The sequence below is a fragment of the Pseudomonas sp. WOUb67 genome, from assembly GCF_050058005.1.
Classification (GTDB): domain Bacteria; phylum Pseudomonadota; class Gammaproteobacteria; order Pseudomonadales; family Pseudomonadaceae; genus Aquipseudomonas; species Aquipseudomonas putida_R.
The window spans coordinates 5305951-5322610 of sequence record NZ_CP170112.1 but is presented as its reverse complement, the minus strand read 5'-3'; the positions used below and the strand labels follow the sequence as shown (position 1 = coordinate 5322610).

11 protein-coding genes are annotated in these 16660 nt (G+C 64.1%); 6 read left to right on the top strand and 5 right to left on the bottom strand.

The window, feature by feature from the left end; translation table 11 throughout:
- Positions 1-84 precede the first annotated feature (84 nt).
- The 3 genes from ABOC32_RS23605 to mfd are packed head-to-tail and all read right to left on the bottom strand — an operon-like array spanning position 85 to position 7432.
- On the bottom strand, positions 85-3399 hold the full coding sequence (locus ABOC32_RS23605) for an SNF2-related protein (protein WP_426809085.1): 3315 nt from the start codon (positions 3397-3399) through the stop codon (positions 85-87).
- A 1-nt stretch (position 3400) separates the two neighbouring features.
- Entirely contained in the window at positions 3401-3973 is a 573-nt protein-coding gene (locus tag ABOC32_RS23600; protein ID WP_426809084.1) for a CsiV family protein, read from the bottom strand.
- Between the two features lie 9 nt (positions 3974-3982).
- Positions 3983-7432 carry a transcription-repair coupling factor gene (gene mfd, locus ABOC32_RS23595; RefSeq protein ID WP_426809083.1) on the bottom strand — a complete coding sequence of 1150 codons (3450 nt, stop codon included), beginning with the start codon at positions 7430-7432 and terminating at the stop codon, positions 3983-3985.
- Between the two features lie 167 nt (positions 7433-7599).
- Between mfd and ABOC32_RS23590 the strand changes: the two genes are divergently transcribed.
- The 3 genes from ABOC32_RS23590 (at position 7600) to sthA (ending at position 11857) form a co-directional block, all read left to right on the top strand.
- The gene (locus ABOC32_RS23590) at positions 7600-9063 is read left to right on the top strand and encodes a glyceraldehyde-3-phosphate dehydrogenase (RefSeq protein WP_063425190.1); all 1464 of its coding nucleotides are present in this window, start codon (positions 7600-7602) and stop codon (positions 9061-9063) included.
- Positions 9064-9259: 196 nt separating this feature from the next.
- Positions 9260-10258 carry an FAD:protein FMN transferase gene (locus ABOC32_RS23585; protein ID WP_426809082.1) on the top strand — a complete coding sequence of 333 codons (999 nt, stop codon included), beginning with the start codon at positions 9260-9262 and terminating at the stop codon, positions 10256-10258.
- 204 nt (positions 10259-10462) lie between these two features.
- On the top strand, positions 10463-11857 hold the full coding sequence (gene sthA, locus ABOC32_RS23580) for a Si-specific NAD(P)(+) transhydrogenase (RefSeq protein ID WP_043198393.1): 1395 nt from the start codon (positions 10463-10465) through the stop codon (positions 11855-11857).
- Positions 11858-11905: 48 nt separating this feature from the next.
- On the opposite strand, the gene ABOC32_RS23575 is transcribed toward sthA, so the two are convergent.
- Positions 11906-12622, bottom strand: a complete 717-nt coding sequence (locus tag ABOC32_RS23575; protein WP_063425194.1) for a glycerophosphodiester phosphodiesterase — start codon at positions 12620-12622, stop codon at positions 11906-11908.
- A 31-nt stretch (positions 12623-12653) separates the two neighbouring features.
- Entirely contained in the window at positions 12654-13238 is a 585-nt protein-coding gene (locus ABOC32_RS23570; protein WP_086974593.1) for a PilZ domain-containing protein, read from the bottom strand.
- Between the two features lie 93 nt (positions 13239-13331).
- Here ABOC32_RS23570 and ABOC32_RS23565 point away from each other — a divergent pair, with 93 nt between their 5' ends.
- The 3 genes from ABOC32_RS23565 (at position 13332) to ABOC32_RS23555 (ending at position 16576) form a co-directional block, all read left to right on the top strand.
- The gene (locus ABOC32_RS23565) at positions 13332-14582 is read left to right on the top strand and encodes a lipoprotein-releasing ABC transporter permease subunit (protein ID WP_264362435.1); all 1251 of its coding nucleotides are present in this window, start codon (positions 13332-13334) and stop codon (positions 14580-14582) included.
- 7 nt (positions 14583-14589) lie between these two features.
- Positions 14590-15273, top strand: a complete 684-nt coding sequence (gene lolD, locus ABOC32_RS23560; protein ID WP_169725112.1) for a lipoprotein-releasing ABC transporter ATP-binding protein LolD — start codon at positions 14590-14592, stop codon at positions 15271-15273.
- Positions 15274-15334: 61 nt separating this feature from the next.
- Entirely contained in the window at positions 15335-16576 is a 1242-nt protein-coding gene (locus ABOC32_RS23555) for a lipoprotein-releasing ABC transporter permease subunit (protein WP_426809081.1), read from the top strand.
- The last annotated feature ends 84 nt before the right edge of the window (positions 16577-16660 follow it).

Sequence of the window (16660 nt, the reverse complement as noted above, 5' to 3'; positions counted from 1 at the left end):
GCACCGCTGCCAAAGGCTATGCAGTACCTGTGGGAGCGGGTTCACCCGCGAAGAGGCCGGCATAGGCAGTGCAAAATGGCTGAGTTACCGCCCGCGCTTCCCGGGCAAGGGGGCAAACAAAGCCTCGATTTCTTCATCACCCATGCGCCATTGCCCGGCCTGCCCGCCATCAAGCAGGCTTGCCGCCAGTGCCGCCTTCTCTTGCTGCAATACCTGGATCTTCTCTTCCACCGTACCCCGGGTGATCAGCTTGAACACGAACACCGGCTTGTCCTGGCCGATGCGGTAGGCACGGTCCGTGGCCTGGTTTTCGCTGGCCGGGTTCCACCAGGGGTCGAAGTGGATCACCGTGTCCGCGGCCGTCAGGTTCAAGCCCACGCCGCCGGCCTTGAGGCTGATCAGGAACACTTCGCTGTCGCCCTGCTGGAACTGCTGCACGGGTGTGCGCCGGTCGCGGGTGTCACCGGTCAGCAGGCTGTAGCGGATCTTGCGCTTCTGAAGCTCCTGCTCGATCAGCGCCAGCATCGAGGTGAACTGCGAGAACAGCAGCACCCGGCGCCCTTCGCTCAGCAGTTCTTCGAGCATTTCCAGCAGTGCGCCCAGCTTGCCCTTGTCGGCCTGGTTACCTTTGCTCTCCACGCCTTTGACCAGCCGCAGGTCGCAGCACACCTGGCGCAGTTTGAGCAGGGCGTCGAGGATGACGATCTGGCTGCGTGCCGCGCCATTGCGGGCGATTTCGTCGCGGACTTTCTTGTCCATGGCCACCCGCACGGCCTCGTAGGTATCGCGCTGGGCGTCGCTGAGCTCGACCCAGTGCACCATCTCGGTCTTGGCCGGCAACTCGGTGGCTACCTGCTCCTTGGTGCGGCGCAACAGGAACGGGCGGATGCGGGTGACCAGGTGGCCCAGCCGCTCAGCGTCGCCGTGGCGTTCGATCGGGGTGCGGTAGTCCTGGTTGAAGCGTTTCACATCACCCAGCCAGCCGGGCATGAGGAAGTGGAAGATCGACCACAGCTCGCCCAGGTTGTTTTCCATCGGCGTACCGGTCAGGCACAGGCGCTGGCCAGCCTGTAGCTCGCAGACGGCAAGGGCGGCCTTGCTGGTGCTGCTCTTGATGTTCTGTGCCTCGTCCAGTACCAGCACGTGCCAGGCCTGGGCGCGCAGGTGTTCGAGGTCGCGAGGCACCAGGGCATAGGTGGTCAGGACCAGGTCGTATTCATGCAGCTTGGCAAAATGCTTGCTTCGCCCCGGGCCATGCAGTGCCAGCACGCGCAGGTCGGGGGCGAAACGCTGCGCTTCGTCCAGCCAGTTGGGTATCAGGCTGGTGGGCATGACCGCCAGGGCGGGTGCTTCCAGGCGCCCGGACTCTTTTTCCAGCAGCAGGTGTGCCAGGGCCTGCAGGGTCTTGCCCAGGCCCATGTCGTCACCGAGGATGCCACCGGTGCCCATCTCCCGCAGTGCCTGCAGCCAGTTCAGGCCCTGCTGCTGATAGGGGCGCAAGCTGGCCTGCAGCCCGGCGGGTGGTGCCACTTGCAGGTCGCGGGCATCGCGCAGGCGGCGGCCCAGGTCGCGCACATGCTGGCCACCTTCCCAGTGCAGGGGCAGGCCTTCGATGTCGTTCAGCCGCGCGGCGTCGGCGCGCTCCATGCGCAGGGCCGGGCCTGCTGTGTCTTCGTGCAGGTACAGCTCGCCCAAGGTACCCATCACGGCCTTGATGCGGCCGTAGGGCAGGGCGACGCGCAACGCCGGGGCATCCAGGCGGCCGCGGTTCAGGTCGATCAACAGGTGTTCATCGTCACTGCGCCGCGCCAGTTCGTTGGGGCGCAGCAGCTCCGGGCTGCTGCGCAGCAGTTGCAACACGATGGGCAGCAGGCTGTGGCGCTGGCCATCGACCACGATGCCCAGCTCCAGGTCGAACCATTCATGGCCGGGCGCTTCGTCGATGGTGGCGTACCAGTCGTCCACCTCCTGCAGGTTGAAGGCGAAGTCGCGGTGGACGTCTATGTGCCAACCGGCCTGGCGCAGGCGCGGCAGGCCTTCGCGGGCAAAGCGCAGCCAGGCTTCGTCGTCGGGCAACTGGAACATTTCGCCGGCGCTGTCGGGCAGTGCCTTGCTCTGCCGGGTAGCGGCCTTGAAGCCCAGGTCGCGTAACACCTTGCGCAGGGCCTGCTCGGCTTGCGGCTGGCGGCGGATGCGCTGGCTGGTATTGCCGACCAGGCGGGTCAGTGGTTTTTCGTCGTTGCCGCTGGCGCGCAGGTCGTCGTAGTCGAACGCCAGCGCGGCACGGTGTTGCATTTGCCGCTGCATACGCCCGGTCTTGGGCATATAAGCGCTGAATTCGAGGCTGCCCAGCGTCAATCGCCCTTTTGGCGTGATGTCTTCGATGTGCTCGGTGCTCACGGCAGTGGGCGTGGGGACGTGACGGTTCAAGGCGTTCAATCGATGGCTCAAGGGGATGACCAGGTGCTCGGGCACAATGGGTGCGCGCGCAAGCTGGCTGGCAATGAAGGGGTCGAGGTCGTGGCGCAGCTTGCCGGTCAGATGCTGCTGTCGGTCGACATAGTGCATGGGCTCGATGGGCACCGCCTGCAACTGCTCGTGACCATTGTGGTACCACGCGCCACGGTAGCTGCCATTGTCCAGCCTGACCCAACGGAATTCGGCATGTAGCTCCGGCCCCGGGGCCAGTGGCGCCAAGTCGTCTTCAAACAGCAGGCGGCCCGTGGCCAGGGCATAGCTGTAGAGCTCACCGCCCTGTTTGCCTTCCAGTTGCACCGTGGGCGCCATCGTTTCGCGACGGGCATCGATCAGGCGCAAAAGCCGCGCATCGTCTTCTGAGACGTAGCGAGGCGTGTAGTAGAGCATTTCGGGCATCGATGTGATGCGGCCGATCTTCAATGTGTCGTCTGCCTGGCGGGTGCCTTTGATCGGCTCGAGTCGCCAGAGCCCGTGATCCACTTGAATGCGGTAATAGATTGCCGGGCCTTTGCGCGCTGGCCCTTGAGGCGTTGGTTGCGAGGGGGATTCAAGGGCTTCAACCCACAGGTTGAGGTCCGGTGGCAGCGACAGGGCGGATTGTTCATGGGGCGCTGCGGCGTCGAGGCCGTCCTGCAATTGCAGCAGCGCCGCAACGCAGTGCTTGCAATTGAGCCCGACTGGACAGCTGCAGCGCCCAAATACCCGCAGGTCTGCGTAATTGACGACCAGGCGGATGTGCTGCTGGTAGGTCTCGCCTGCCGAGCCCTTGCAGATGGCCTCGATGGTTGCGCCATCCTGCGACAGGATGCGTGCCCGCGCTTGCGCAGCATAGCTGCGGCCTCGTGCCAGGGTGCCGGCCTCGATGAAGTCGACCCAGGTCGGGTAGGCCCTCAGTAGCTGCTGCGCATCGCCATCGCTCACATCACTGCTCCATCATCTCCGGGTCCATCACCGGCATTTTCGGCGTGCCCGGTGGTGTCACCTTCAGCAGCACCGCCAGGTGGCCGCCGTCGAGGAAGGTCAGCTGGCCGCCCTTGACGTTGCGGTTGCTCTGCTTGAACTGCTCGCTTTGCAGGACGCTGCCGTTGCCGTCCAGCTGGTTGACCCAGAAGTTGGCCTCGACCGCGATAAAGCGGCCTTCAGCGATGCTCAGGTTGCCTTCGATGGGGAAGTGGCCGAACTGTTCGGCGCCTTCGCCCAGGGCGATGCGGCTGGGCTCGCTGCCGACCTGCTGCTGCCATGCCTTGTGCATCAAGACGGTGTAGTCGGCGGTGGCTTCCAGGCGGGTGGCTTCGTCTTCCAGTGCCAGGCGGCGCTCGGCGTCTTTTGCCAGGCGCGGGGCACCGCCGCTCCAGTCTTCGGGGGCGAACGGGCTGGTGAAGGCGGGCACGCTGTTCTGCCGCACGAGGAGCATTTCTACCTGATACAGGCCTTCGGCGAAGGCGGCTGGCGCGAACAGCGCCAGCAGCAGGGTCAGGCAACGGATGGCACGCATGGATCTTCCTTAGGCAGGCTGTGGTGTCAGGCGCTCGAACAGCGCCTCCAGGGTATTGAAGCGTTCGTCGGGGCGTTCCATCGGGACCAGGAAGCGGAACTGGGTGGCGCCTTCGAACTTGTAGCGTTTGGGCTGGCCCTGGATCAGCTTGATGAGGGTCAGCGGGTCGACCGGGGTTTCGGCCTCGAACTCGAGCTTGCCGCCATTGGGGCCGGCATCGACTTTCTTGATGCCGAGCTTTTCTGCGTGCAGCTTGAGCGAAGTCAGGCGCATCAGGTTCTTGGTCGGCTCTGGCAGCAGGCCGAAGCGGTCGATCATTTCCACTTGCAGGTCCTTGAGGCCTTCTTCGTCGGCGGCCGAGGCAATGCGCTTGTACAGGATCAGCCGTGCATGCACGTCGGGCAGGTAGCTCTCGGGGATCAGTGCCGGCAGGCGCAGGTTGATCTCCGGGCCGCCGCCCAGCGGCTGCTCAAGATTCGGCTGGGTACCCTTGCGGATCGCCTTGACCGCGCGCTCGAGCATTTCCATGTACAGGGTGAAGCCCACCGCCTGGATCTGCCCGCTCTGGCCTTCGCCCAGCAGTTCGCCGGCACCGCGGATTTCCAGGTCGTTGGTGGCCAGCACGAAGCCAGCGCCCAGGTCCTGGGTGTTGGCGATGGCCTCCAGGCGTTTTTCGGCGTCGGCGCTGACTTTTTGCCGGGTTGGCGTCAGCAGGTAGGCGTAGGCCTGGTGGTGGCTACGGCCGACCCGGCCACGCAACTGGTGCAGCTGGGCCAGGCCAAACTTGTCGGCGCGCTCGATGACGATGGTGTTGGCGCTGGGCACGTCGATGCCGGTTTCGATGATGGTCGAGGCCACCAGCACGTTGAAGCGCTTGTGGTAGAAATCGCTCATCACCTGTTCCAGCTCGCGCTCGCGCATTTGCCCATGGCCGATGCCGATGCGTGCCTCGGGCACCAGTTCGGCAAGGTCGGCGGCGCATTTTTCGATGGTTTTCACATCGTTGTGCAGGTAGTACACCTGGCCACCGCGCAGCAGTTCACGCAGCAGCGCCTCCTTCACGGTGCTGTTGTTGTGCTCCATGACGAAGGTGCGCACCGACAGGCGGCGCGCCGGCGGCGTGGCGATGATCGACAGGTCGCGCATGCCGGCCACTGCCATGTTCAGCGTGCGCGGAATCGGCGTGGCGGTCAGGGTGAGGATGTCGACCTCGCTGCGCAGGGCCTTCAGCTGCTCTTTCTGGCGCACGCCAAAGCGGTGCTCTTCGTCGATGATGGCCAGGCCCAGGTCCTTGAAGCGCACATCGTCCTGCAGCAGCTTGTGGGTGCCGATAAGGATGTCGATCTTGCCTTCGGCCAGGTCGGCGGCGGCGGCGGCCACTTCCTTGGCCGACTTGAAGCGGCTCATTACTTCCACGGTCACCGGCCAGTCGGCAAAGCGGTCGCGGAAGCTGTTGTAGTGTTGCTGGGCGAGCAGGGTGGTGGGCACCAGTACGGCTACCTGGCGGCCACTGTGCACGGCGATGAACGCGGCGCGCATGGCCACTTCGGTCTTGCCGAAGCCGACGTCGCCGCACACCAGGCGGTCCATCGGCTTGGGCGCCAGCATGTCGGCCCGCACGGCCTCGATGGCGGTTTGCTGGTCCGGGGTTTCTTCGAACGGGAAGCCGGCGCTGAAAGTGGCGTAGTCGGCGGACGGGTCGGCAAACGCATAACCCTTGCGCGCGGCGCGGCGGGCATAGATGTCGAGCAGTTCGGCGGCCACGTCGCGCACCTGTTCGGCGGCCTTGCGCTTGGCTTTCTGCCAGGCTTCGGAGCCCAGCCGGTGCAGCGGTGCCAGGGCATCGTCGCTGCCGGTGTAGCGGGCGATCAGGTGCAGGTTGGCCACCGGCACGTACAGCTTGGCGTTCTCGGCATATTCCAGGGTGAGGAACTCGGCCGCCTGGCCGTCGATCTCCAGGGTGGCCAGGCCCAGGTAGCGGCCCACGCCATGGTCGATGTGCACCACCGGCGCGCCTTCGCGCAGCTCGGTGAGGTTCTTGATGACCGCGTCGTTGGCGGTTTCGCCACGCTTGTCGCGGCGGCGGCGCTGCATCACGCGCTGGCCGAACAACGGGCTTTCCGCGACCAGGGCCAGGCCTGGGTCGTCCAGCACCAGGCCGTCATCCAGCGGGGCGATGGTGATCGCCAGGCGCTCGCTGCCGGTAATGAAGTCGGCCCAGCCGTCGACGGTGTGCGGGCGCAGTTTCAGCCGTTCGAGCAGCTCCAGCAGCACTTCGCGGCGGCCCGCCGACTCGGCGGTGAACAGCACCCGGCCGGGGAACTGGTCGAGGAAGTTGGCCAGTTCGGCCAGCGGCTGGTTGGCCTTGGCCTCGATGGCCAGGTTGGGCAAGGCGCGCGCGGGGAAGCGCTCGCGACCGACGCCCGGTTCGATATCTTCGCTGCTGACCACCACCCGCGGCCATTGCTTGAGCCGGGCGAAGCAGTCTTCCACCGGCATGAACAGCTCGGCGGGCGGCAGCAGCGGGCGGCTGAGGTCGCCGCGGCGGTCTTCATAACGCCCGCGCACGTCGTTCCAGAAGTGTTCGGCGGCCTGTTCCACGCCGGGCAGCGAAAACACCTGGGTGTCGGCTGGCAGGTAGTCGAACAGGGTGGCGGTTTCTTCGAAGAACAGCGGCAGGTAGTACTCGATACCGGCAGGGATGATGCCGCTGGCCAGGTCCTGGAAGATCGCGCTGCGGCGGAAGTCGACGTCGAAGCGTTCACGGAAGCGTGCCTTGAAGCGGGTCACTTCCTCTTTTTGCATCGGAAATTCGCGTGCCGGCAGCAGGCGCACCGAATCCACCTTGTCGATCGAGCGCTGGGTCTCGGGGTCGAAGGTGCGCAGTGTCTCGATCTCGTCATCGAACAGATCGATGCGGTAGGGCAGCTTGCTGCCCATCGGGAACAGGTCGATCAGCGCGCCGCGCACGGCGAACTCGCCATGCTCGTAGACGGTGTCGACGCAACGGTAGCCACTGGCCTCAAGGCGCGTGCGCATCTGCTCCACGTCGATGGTCTGGCCCACGTCCAGTACCAGGCTGCTGCCCAGCAGGAAGCGTGTGGGCGCCAGGCGGTGCAGCGCGGTGGTGACCGGCACCACGAGAATGCCGTGGCTCAGCTCCGGCAGGCGGTACAGGCTGGCAATGCGCTGGGAGATGATGTCCTGGTGCGGCGAGAACAGGTCGTAGGGCAGGGTTTCCCAGTCGGGGAACGGCAGCACTGGCAGGTCCGGGGCGAAGAAGCGCAGCTCCTGCTCCAGACGGTCGGCGGCCTGGCTGTCGGCGGTCAGCAGCAGGGTGAAGCGGCCAGCGTTGCTGGCAGCCTCGGCGATGGCAAGGCTGAGGGCGGCACCGGGCAGGTTACCCCAGGTTTGTTTGCCGGCCGTGGCCGACATGTGCGGTAGGCGCAGAACTGACACGGGAGATTGCACTCCAAGCGTTGCGGCAAAGACACCGATTGTACCGGTGAGCGTGCCGGCTGTCAGGCTCGAAAGGGCGTGAACGCTGGCTTGCATCACTACGACAGGCGCTCATTGCCGGTTCCGCGTCGGGGCGTCATAATGTAGCCCCTTTTTTCTGTCCCTACATGTGGAAGGTTCCCGTGACTCAGAAGCCCGACCAGTGTCTTGGTGAGTGGATTGATCGTGAAGCTCTGGCTGAAGCGATGATCCCGCTTATCGGTCAGCTCTACCGCAACAACAACGTGGTGAGCTCGATTTATGGCCGTAGCCTGATCAACCGTTCGGTTATCTCGATCCTCAAGGCGCACCGCTTTGCGCGTCATCGTCAAGCCGACGAAACCGAACTGTCCGTCCACGAGACATTCCCCCTGCTCAAGGCCATGAGCGAGCTGAAACTGGGCGCCGCTTCGGTCGACCTGGGCAAGCTGGCCAACAAGTTCAAGCAGGAAGGCAATGGCCGTACTGCCGAGCAGTTCGTCCGTGAAGAGCTGGCCGACGTGGTTGGCCAGCAGAACGCTTCGGCGCGCAAAGGCACCGACGTTGTGCTGTACGGCTTCGGCCGCATCGGCCGCCTGCTGGCGCGCATCCTGATCGAGAAGACCGGTGGTGGCGACGGCCTGCGCCTGCGTGCCATCGTCGTGCGCAAAGGCGCCGAGAACGACCTGGTCAAGCGTGCCAGCCTGCTGCGCCGTGACTCGGTGCACGGCCCGTTCGATGGCACCATCACCATCGACGAAGCCAACAACACCATCACCGCCAACGGCAACCTGATCCAGGTTATCTACGCCAAGAGCCCGAGCGAAGTCGACTACACCCAGTACGGCATCGACAACGCGCTGATCGTCGACAACACCGGCGTATGGCGTGATGCCGACGGCCTGGGCCAGCACCTGGCCTGCCCGGGCGCTGCCCGCGTGATCCTCACCGCACCTGGCAAGGGCGCGCTGAAGAACATCGTGCACGGCATCAACCACGGTGACATCGCTGCTGATGACAAGATCATCTCGGCGGCATCCTGCACCACCAACGCCATCGTGCCGGTGCTGAAGGCTGTCAACGACAAGTACGGCATCATCAATGGCCACGTCGAAACCGTTCACTCGTTCACCAACGACCAGAACCTGATCGACAACTTCCACAAGGGCAGCCGCCGTGGCCGTGCCGCGCCGCTGAACATGGTCATCACCGAAACCGGCGCCGCCACTGCCGCTGCCAAGGCGCTGCCAGTGCTGAAGGGCAAGCTGACCGGCAACGCCATTCGCGTGCCGACGCCGAACGTTTCGATGGCCATCCTGAACCTGAACCTGGAAAAGGCCACCAACCGCGACGAAATCAACGAGTACCTGCGCCAGACGGCCATGCACTCGGAACTGCACAAGCAGATCGACTACGTCAGCTCGCAGGAAGTGGTTTCGACCGACTTCGTTGGCTCGCGCCACGCCGGTGTGGTTGACGCTGAAGCCACCATCGCCAACGATAACCGCGTTGTCCTGTACGTCTGGTACGACAACGAATTCGGTTACAGCTGCCAGGTGGTTCGCGTGATGGAAGACATGGCCGGTGTGAACCCGCCAGCGTTTCCACGCTGATTCGCTTGTAAGGCAATGAAAAAACGGGAACCTTCGGGTTCCCGTTTTTTTATTCAGAATCAGTGTTGCCTGTACTGGCCTCTTCGCGGGTGAACCCGCTCCCACAGGGATATCACAGCTCTTGAGGCAAGCGATAATCCTGTGGGAGCGGGTTTACCCGCGAAGAGGGCGGCACAGGCAACCGAGAGCCCGAACCTTGCGCACAGCCTTACTGTTCATCCTCCTGCTGCTCACCGCCTGCAACCAGGGCCCCACCCTGGAGCGCCTGGGCGGCCCGACCATGGGCAGCAGCTACAGCATCCAGTACGTCCGCGAGCCCGGAGGCCCGGCGCCGGCCCAGGTGCAAGCGGCGGTCGAAACCATCCTTGGCGACATCGACCGGCACTATTCGACCTACCGCGGCGACTCCACCGTCAGCCGTTTCAACCAGTTGCCCGCCAACCAGTGCCTGGCCCTGCCGCCCGACATGCTCGAGCTGGTTGCCCTTGGCCAGCACCTTGCCGAGCAGAGCGACGGCGCCTTCGACCTCACCGTCGAGCCCTTGCTCGACCTGTGGGGCTTCGGCCCCCAGGCCCGCCACGAGCAGGTGCCCGACCCGCAAGCCCTGGCCCAGGTTCGCCAGCGTGTGGGCTATCGGCATTTGCACATCGAAGGCCAGGCCCTGTGCAAGGATGCCCCGGTGCAGCTCGACTTCAACAGCATCGCCGCCGGCCATGCGGTCGACCTGATCGCCGCACGCCTGCAGGCGATGGGTGTGGCCAGCTTTGTCGCCGAAGCTACCGGCGAGCTGAAGGCGGTTGGCCACAAGCCCGACGGCAGCCCCTGGCGCATCGCCCTGGAGTTGCCCCGCGAAGACCGCCAGATCGCCCGGCAGATCATTCCGGTCAATGGCCTTTCAGTTTCAACCTCGGGTGACTATCGGCACTATTTCGAGGAGAATGGCCGGCGCTATTCGCACACCTTCGATGCCCGCCTCGGGCGCCCTGTGCAGCACGACCTGGCTGCAGTCACCGTACTTGACGCCTCGGCGTTGCAGGCCGACGGCTATTCGACGCTGCTGCTGATCCTTGGCCCTGAGCGTGGCTGGGATTTTGCCGTGGCGCATGGCTTGGCTGCGGTATTGGTGACTCGGGCCGAGGGTGGCTTCGTCTCTCGAGCGACGCCCGCATTCGAACGGGCAGTGAAAGGCGATTGAAAGCGCAGGCAGGGATGATTGCCGCCAGGGAATGGGTGAACCATATGTAGTGCGGGCGAAATTGGCCTACGACGCGACCAAGGGTTAATGTGCGCGGCGTTCACGCTTGATTAGACTGCACCCGAATTTTCTCATGACGCCCCGGCGGCATGATCGCGTCCCGCAAGCGACCGTGGCTTGCGGGCCAGTTCTGAAGGAGTACGCATGGCTGTCTACAACTACGACGTAGTGGTGCTGGGTTCCGGCCCGGCCGGTGAAGGCGCGGCAATGAACGCCGCCAAAGCAGGGCGCAAGGTAGCGATGGTCGATGACCGTCGCCAGGTCGGTGGCAACTGCACGCACCTGGGTACCATCCCGTCCAAGGCACTGCGTCACTCGGTGCGGCAGATCATGCAGTTCAACACCAACCCGATGTTCCGGGCCATCGGTGAGCCGCGCTGGTTCTCGTTCCCGGACGTGCTGAAAAGCGCCGAGAAGGTGATTTCCAAGCAAGTGGCATCGCGCACCGGCTACTACGCCCGCAACCGCGTCGATCTGTTCTTCGGCACCGGCAGCTTCGCTGACGAGCAAACCGTTGAAGTGGTGTGCCCGAACGGTGTGGTGGAAAAGCTCAACGCCAAGCACATCATCATTGCCACCGGCTCGCGCCCATACCGCCCGGCCGACATCGACTTCCACCACCCGCGCGTCTACGACAGCGACACCATCCTCAGCCTCAGCCACACCCCGCGCAAGCTGATCGTGTACGGCGCCGGCGTAATTGGTTGTGAATACGCGTCGATCTTCAGCGGCCTGGGCGTGCTGGTAGAGCTGGTGGACAACCGTGGCCAGCTGCTGAGCTTCCTGGATTCGGAAATCTCCCAGGCACTGAGCTACCACTTCAGCAACAACAACATCACCGTGCGCCACAACGAAGAGTATGAGCGCGTCGAAGGCCTGGACAACGGGGTGATCCTGCACTTGAAGTCGGGCAAGAAGATCAAGGCCGACGCCTTGCTGTGGTGCAACGGCCGTACCGGCAACACCGACAAACTGGGCCTGGAAAACATTGGCATCAAGGTCAACAGCCGTGGCCAGATCGAGGTCGACCAGGCTTACCGCACCACCGTGCCGAACATCTACGGCGCCGGTGACGTGATCGGCTGGCCGAGCCTGGCCAGTGCCGCCCATGACCAGGGCCGCTCGGCGGCTGGCAGCATCGTCGACAATGGCAGCTGGCGCTTCGTCAACGACGTACCGACCGGCATCTACACCATTCCGGAAATCAGCTCGATCGGCAAGAACGAGCAGGAACTGACCCAGGCCAAGGTGCCGTACGAAGTGGGCAAGGCCTTCTTCAAGGGCATGGCGCGTGCGCAGATCGCCGGGGAGCCGCAGGGCATGCTGAAGATCCTGTTCCACCGTGAAACCCTGGAAATCCTCGGCGTGCACTGCTTCGGCTACCAGGCTTCGGAAATCGTCCACATTGGCCAGGCGATCATGAACCAGCCGGGTGAGCTGAATAACCTGAAGTACTTCGTCAACACCACGTTCAACTACCCGACCATGGCCGAAGCCTACCGGGTAGCTGCCTACGACGGCCTGAACCGGCTTTTTTGAGCGGCTCCGACCGGTGGCCTGAGCCGGTCGGAGAGACCGATTTCAACCCTACCCGAGGGTGGTCTTGGCCAAACCGGGAAAGTCTGTAATCAGGCTGTCCACGCCAAAGTCAGCAAGCCGGCGCATCAGTGCCGGCTCGTTGACCGTCCACACCGACACGTGCAAACCCTGGCCCTGAGCTTTGAGCAGGCGCTCGGGGGTGCACAGTGTCCAGTTCAATGCCAGCAGCTCGCAACCGTAGTTCTGTGCCACCTTCAGCGGGTCGAGCCAGGCGTACTCGGCGACCAGCCCGCGTTTCACGTCCGGCACCAGCTCCAGGGCAGCGCCCAGCACTTCGCGTGAGCTGGAAGTGATGGTGACCTTGTCCAGCAGGCCGTACTGCTGGGCCAGTTCGCGAATCGCCAGCACGGTAGTGGCGGCGCGGGTGCGCGAAGCGCTTTTCACCTCCAGCTGCCAGTGCTCGAACGGGCATTTCTCGAACAGCTCTTCCAGTTTAGGGATAGGGCAGGGCTGCACGTGGCCCGGGCCGCCGTTGCGCGCATCGATCTTCACCAGGTCGGCGGCAGGGTGGTCGACCACCTTGCCACGTCGGCCGGTGGTGCGCTTGAGGGTTGGGTCGTGGATCACCATCAGCTCGTTGTCGGCCGACAGGTGCAGGTCCAGTTCGCAGCGGGTGACGCCGTGGGACAGGCACTGGCGGAAGCTGTGCAGGGTATTCTCGGGCGCTTCGCCCTTGGCGCCGCGATGGCCGTAGATCAGGGTCACGTTCGTTCCTTCAAATCAGAGAAAAATAGGCTCATGAGGCGGGATCGTTCTGTTCCAGCTGCTGGCGCCGTTGTTGTTGCTGGCGCTGCAGGATATAGCGCGCCAGCAGTTGACGCTGGGCGTCGGTCATGTCGATGAATTCGGTGCCGACCTCGAAGCCGCCCTCGGGGCGTGGGTCGCAATGGGTGACCTTGCCGCGCAGCAGCAGGCCATGGGCGCGCGGCATCAGCACCATCTTCACTTTCACCCGGGTGCCCGGGGCAATCTGCGTCGCCTGCGCGAATTCGATACCGCCTTCGGAAAGCACCACCGGCAGCGGCTGGCCTACTTCGCCGAGCAGGGTCTGGGCCACGACTGCGCTGAGCAGATCGAGGCGTTTGTTCTGCGCCCGCAGGAAGGCCGCGAGGGTGCGGTCCTTGTCGCTCAGCTGACGCAGCAGGTGCTGCGACTCGAAGTCGGACAGGTGCAGTTCGCTGAGCAGGTTGAACAGCGGGGAATCATCTTGCAATACATCTGGGTCAAGGGCTTCGGCCGCGCTGAGGGGGCTGATTTGAAGTGCGATCCGATCTTCGATGCGGTAGTATTCGCGGCGATCTTCTTCGTCTAATGTCGTCATGGCGAACCCAAGGTAGCGGCGGTGGTCCGAGTGTAAAGCCGCCGTAGGCGCCTCGCCACAAGGACGTTCCCTTTCATCCGAACAAGCCCCGACATGTTCAGACCTCTTTTCGCATTCATAGGCACGCGTTATACCCGTGCCAAACGCCGTAATCACTTCGTCTCGTTCATTTCCCTGACCTCGATGATCGGCCTCGCCCTGGGCGTGGTGGTGATGATCGTGGTGCTGTCGGTGATGAACGGTTTCGATCACGAAATGCGCACCCGCGTGCTGGGCATGATCCCCCATGCCACGCTGGAGAGCGGCCAGCCCATTGCCGACTGGCCTGCCCTTGCCCAACAAGTAAAGCAGAATCCGCAGGTGGTGGCGGTTGCGCCGTTCACCCAGATGCAAGGCCTGCTGACCCATGACGGCAAGGTGCAGAAGGTGCTGCTCAACGGCATCGACCCGGCCCGCGAGCGCGAAGTGTCGATCATCGACAACTTTGTCCTGCAAGGCCGCCTCGACCAGTTGGCGCCGGGTGAGTGGGGCATCATGATCGGCGACAAGGCCGCGGCCAAGCTGGGTGTGGCCATCGGCGACAAACTCACCTTCGTCGCCCCCGAAGTCAGCGTGACGCCGGCCGGCATGTTCCCGCGCATGAAGCGCTTCACCGTGGTTGGCACCTTCCACGTGGGCGCGGGCGAGATCGACGGTTACCTGGGGCTGACCAACATCAGCGACCTTTCCCGGCTGCACCGCTGGAAGCCCGACCAGGTGCAGGGCCTGCGCCTGAAGTTCGACGACCTGTTCCAGGCGCCACGCGTGGCCTGGAGCATCGCCCAGCAGCTGGGCGACCAGGAGTTCTACAGCCGTGACTGGACCCGCACCCACGGCAACCTGTACCAGGCCATCCGCATGGAAAAGGCCATGATCGGCCTGCTGTTGCTGCTGATTGTGGCGGTGGCGGCGTTCAACATCATTTCCACCCTGGTGATGGTGGTCAATGACAAGCGCGGCGACATTGCCATCCTGCGCACGCTGGGCGCCACGCCGGGGCAGATCATGCTCATCTTCATGGTCCAGGGCACGGTGATCGGGGTGATCGGTACCCTGATCGGCGCCGTGGTCGGCATCATCGCCGCACTGAACGTGAGCGCGGCGATCGCCGGCATCGAGAAGCTGATCGGGCACAAGTTCCTGAACGCCGACGTGTACTTCATCGATTACCTGCCGTCGCAGATCCAGTCCCAGGACGTGTACATGGTCTGCGGTGCGGCGCTGGTCCTGAGTTTCTTCGCCACCCTGTACCCGGCCTGGCGTGCGGCCCGCACCCAGCCTGCAGAGGCGCTACGTTATGAGTGAGTCGCGCATGAGTGATAAAGCCGTTCTGAGTTGCCGCAACCTGGGCAAGTCCTACGACGAGGGCCCGGAGTCGGTGAAGGTGCTGTCCGGCCTCAACCTGGAGCTGCACGCTGGTGAGCGGGTGGCCATTGTCGGTAGCTCCGGCTCGGGCAAGAGTACCTTGCTCAACCTGCTGGGCGGCCTCGACCGGCCGACCCAGGGTAGCGTCTGGCTGGCTGGCGAAGAGCTGTCGGCGCTGGGCGAGCGTGCCCGTGGCCTGCTGCGCAACCGTGAGCTGGGCTTTGTCTACCAGTTCCACCACCTGCTGCCGGAATTCACCGCCATCGAGAACGTGTGCATGCCTCTGCTGATCGGCCGCACGCCCATCCCCGAGGCCCGGGAGCGTGCCGAAGCGCTGCTCAAGCGCGTGGGCCTGGGCCACCGCTTGAGCCACAAGCCGGCCGAGCTGTCTGGCGGTGAGCGCCAGCGTGTGGCGATTGCCCGGGCACTGGTCAACCGCCCCGGCCTGGTGATGCTCGATGAGCCTACCGGCAACCTCGACCACCATACCGCCCAGGGCATCCAGGAACTGATGCAGGAGCTGTCCAGCTCGTCGCGCACGGCGTTCCTGGTAGTGACCCACGACCTCAACCTGGCGCGGCAGATGGACCGTGTATTGAAGCTCGACGACGGCCACCTGGTGGCGATCTGATCGACTGCTCGGGGCGGCAGGTGCCGCCCCGTTTTCCTGTTTTCATTGGGTGATTTCGTACATGTTCAGACCCTTGCCCATCTTCATCGGCGCGCGCTACACCCGAGCCAAGCGCCGCAACCACTTCATCTCGTTCATCTCGATGACCTCGATGATCGGCCTGTCGCTGGGCGTGCTGGCGATGATCGTGGTGCTGTCGGTGATGAACGGCTTCCAGCGCGAAATGAGCTCGCGCATTCTCGGCCTGGTACCGCATGCCGCCATCCTCGGCGTGCAGCCGCTGGACGACTGGCACAAGGTGGCCGACGCCGCCATGCAGAACCCGGCGGTGATGGCGGCAGCGCCGATTACCGAAATGGAGGGCATGCTGTCGTACAAGGGGGCGATGCAGCCGATCCAGGTGGGCGGTATCGACCCGGCCGAAGAGGGCAAGGTCTCGATCGTTGGCCAGCACATTGTCCAGGGCCGCCTGCAGGGCCTGCAGCCGGGTGAGTTCGGTGTGGTCATTGGTGAATTGACCGCACGGCGCTTTCGTCTGAACACCGGCGACAAGCTGACCCTGATCGTGCCGGAAATCAGCAAGGAACCGGGTGGTATTACCCCGCGCATGCAGCGCCTGACGGTGGTCGGCATCTTCAAGGTCGGCGCCGAGCTGGATGGTTCGCAGGCCTACATCCACGTGGCCGATGCCGGTGAGATGCAGCGCTGGGCACCGGGCCAGGTGCAGGGCGTGCGCCTGAAACTGCATGACCTGTATGCGGCGCCGCAGGTGTCCAAGGCGATCGTTGCCGGGCTGGGTGACGCCTACCGCGCCGATGACTGGTCGCACACCCAGGGCAGCCTGTTCAGCGCCATGAAGATGGAAAAGACCATGATCGGCCTGCTGTTGATGATGATCATCGCCGTGGCGGCATTCAACATCATTGCCACCCTGGTGATGGTGGTGAACGACAAGGGGCCGGACATTGCCATCCTGCGTACCCTGGGTGCAACGCCGGCGCAGATCATGGGCACGTTCATGGTCCAGGGCAGCCTGATTGGTGTGGTCGGGACGCTTATCGGGGGCGTGCTGGGCGTGATTGCGGCGTTCAATGTCAGCCAGATCGTGGGTTGGCTGGAGCGGGTGAGCGGGCAGCACATCTTTACGTCGGATGTGTACTTCGTCAGCAGCTTGCCGTCGCAGTTGCAGTGGGGCGATGTGGCGATGATTTGTACGGCTGGACTGGTGATGAGCTTTTTGGCGACTATATACCCGGCTTATCGGGCGTCGCAGGTGCAGCCGGCGATTGGCCTGGCAGTTTGAGTAACAGCTGAAGGCCCTATCGCCGGCAAGCCAGCTCCCACAGGTACTGCGCAGTCCTAGGGCTTGACGCAATCCTGTGGGAGC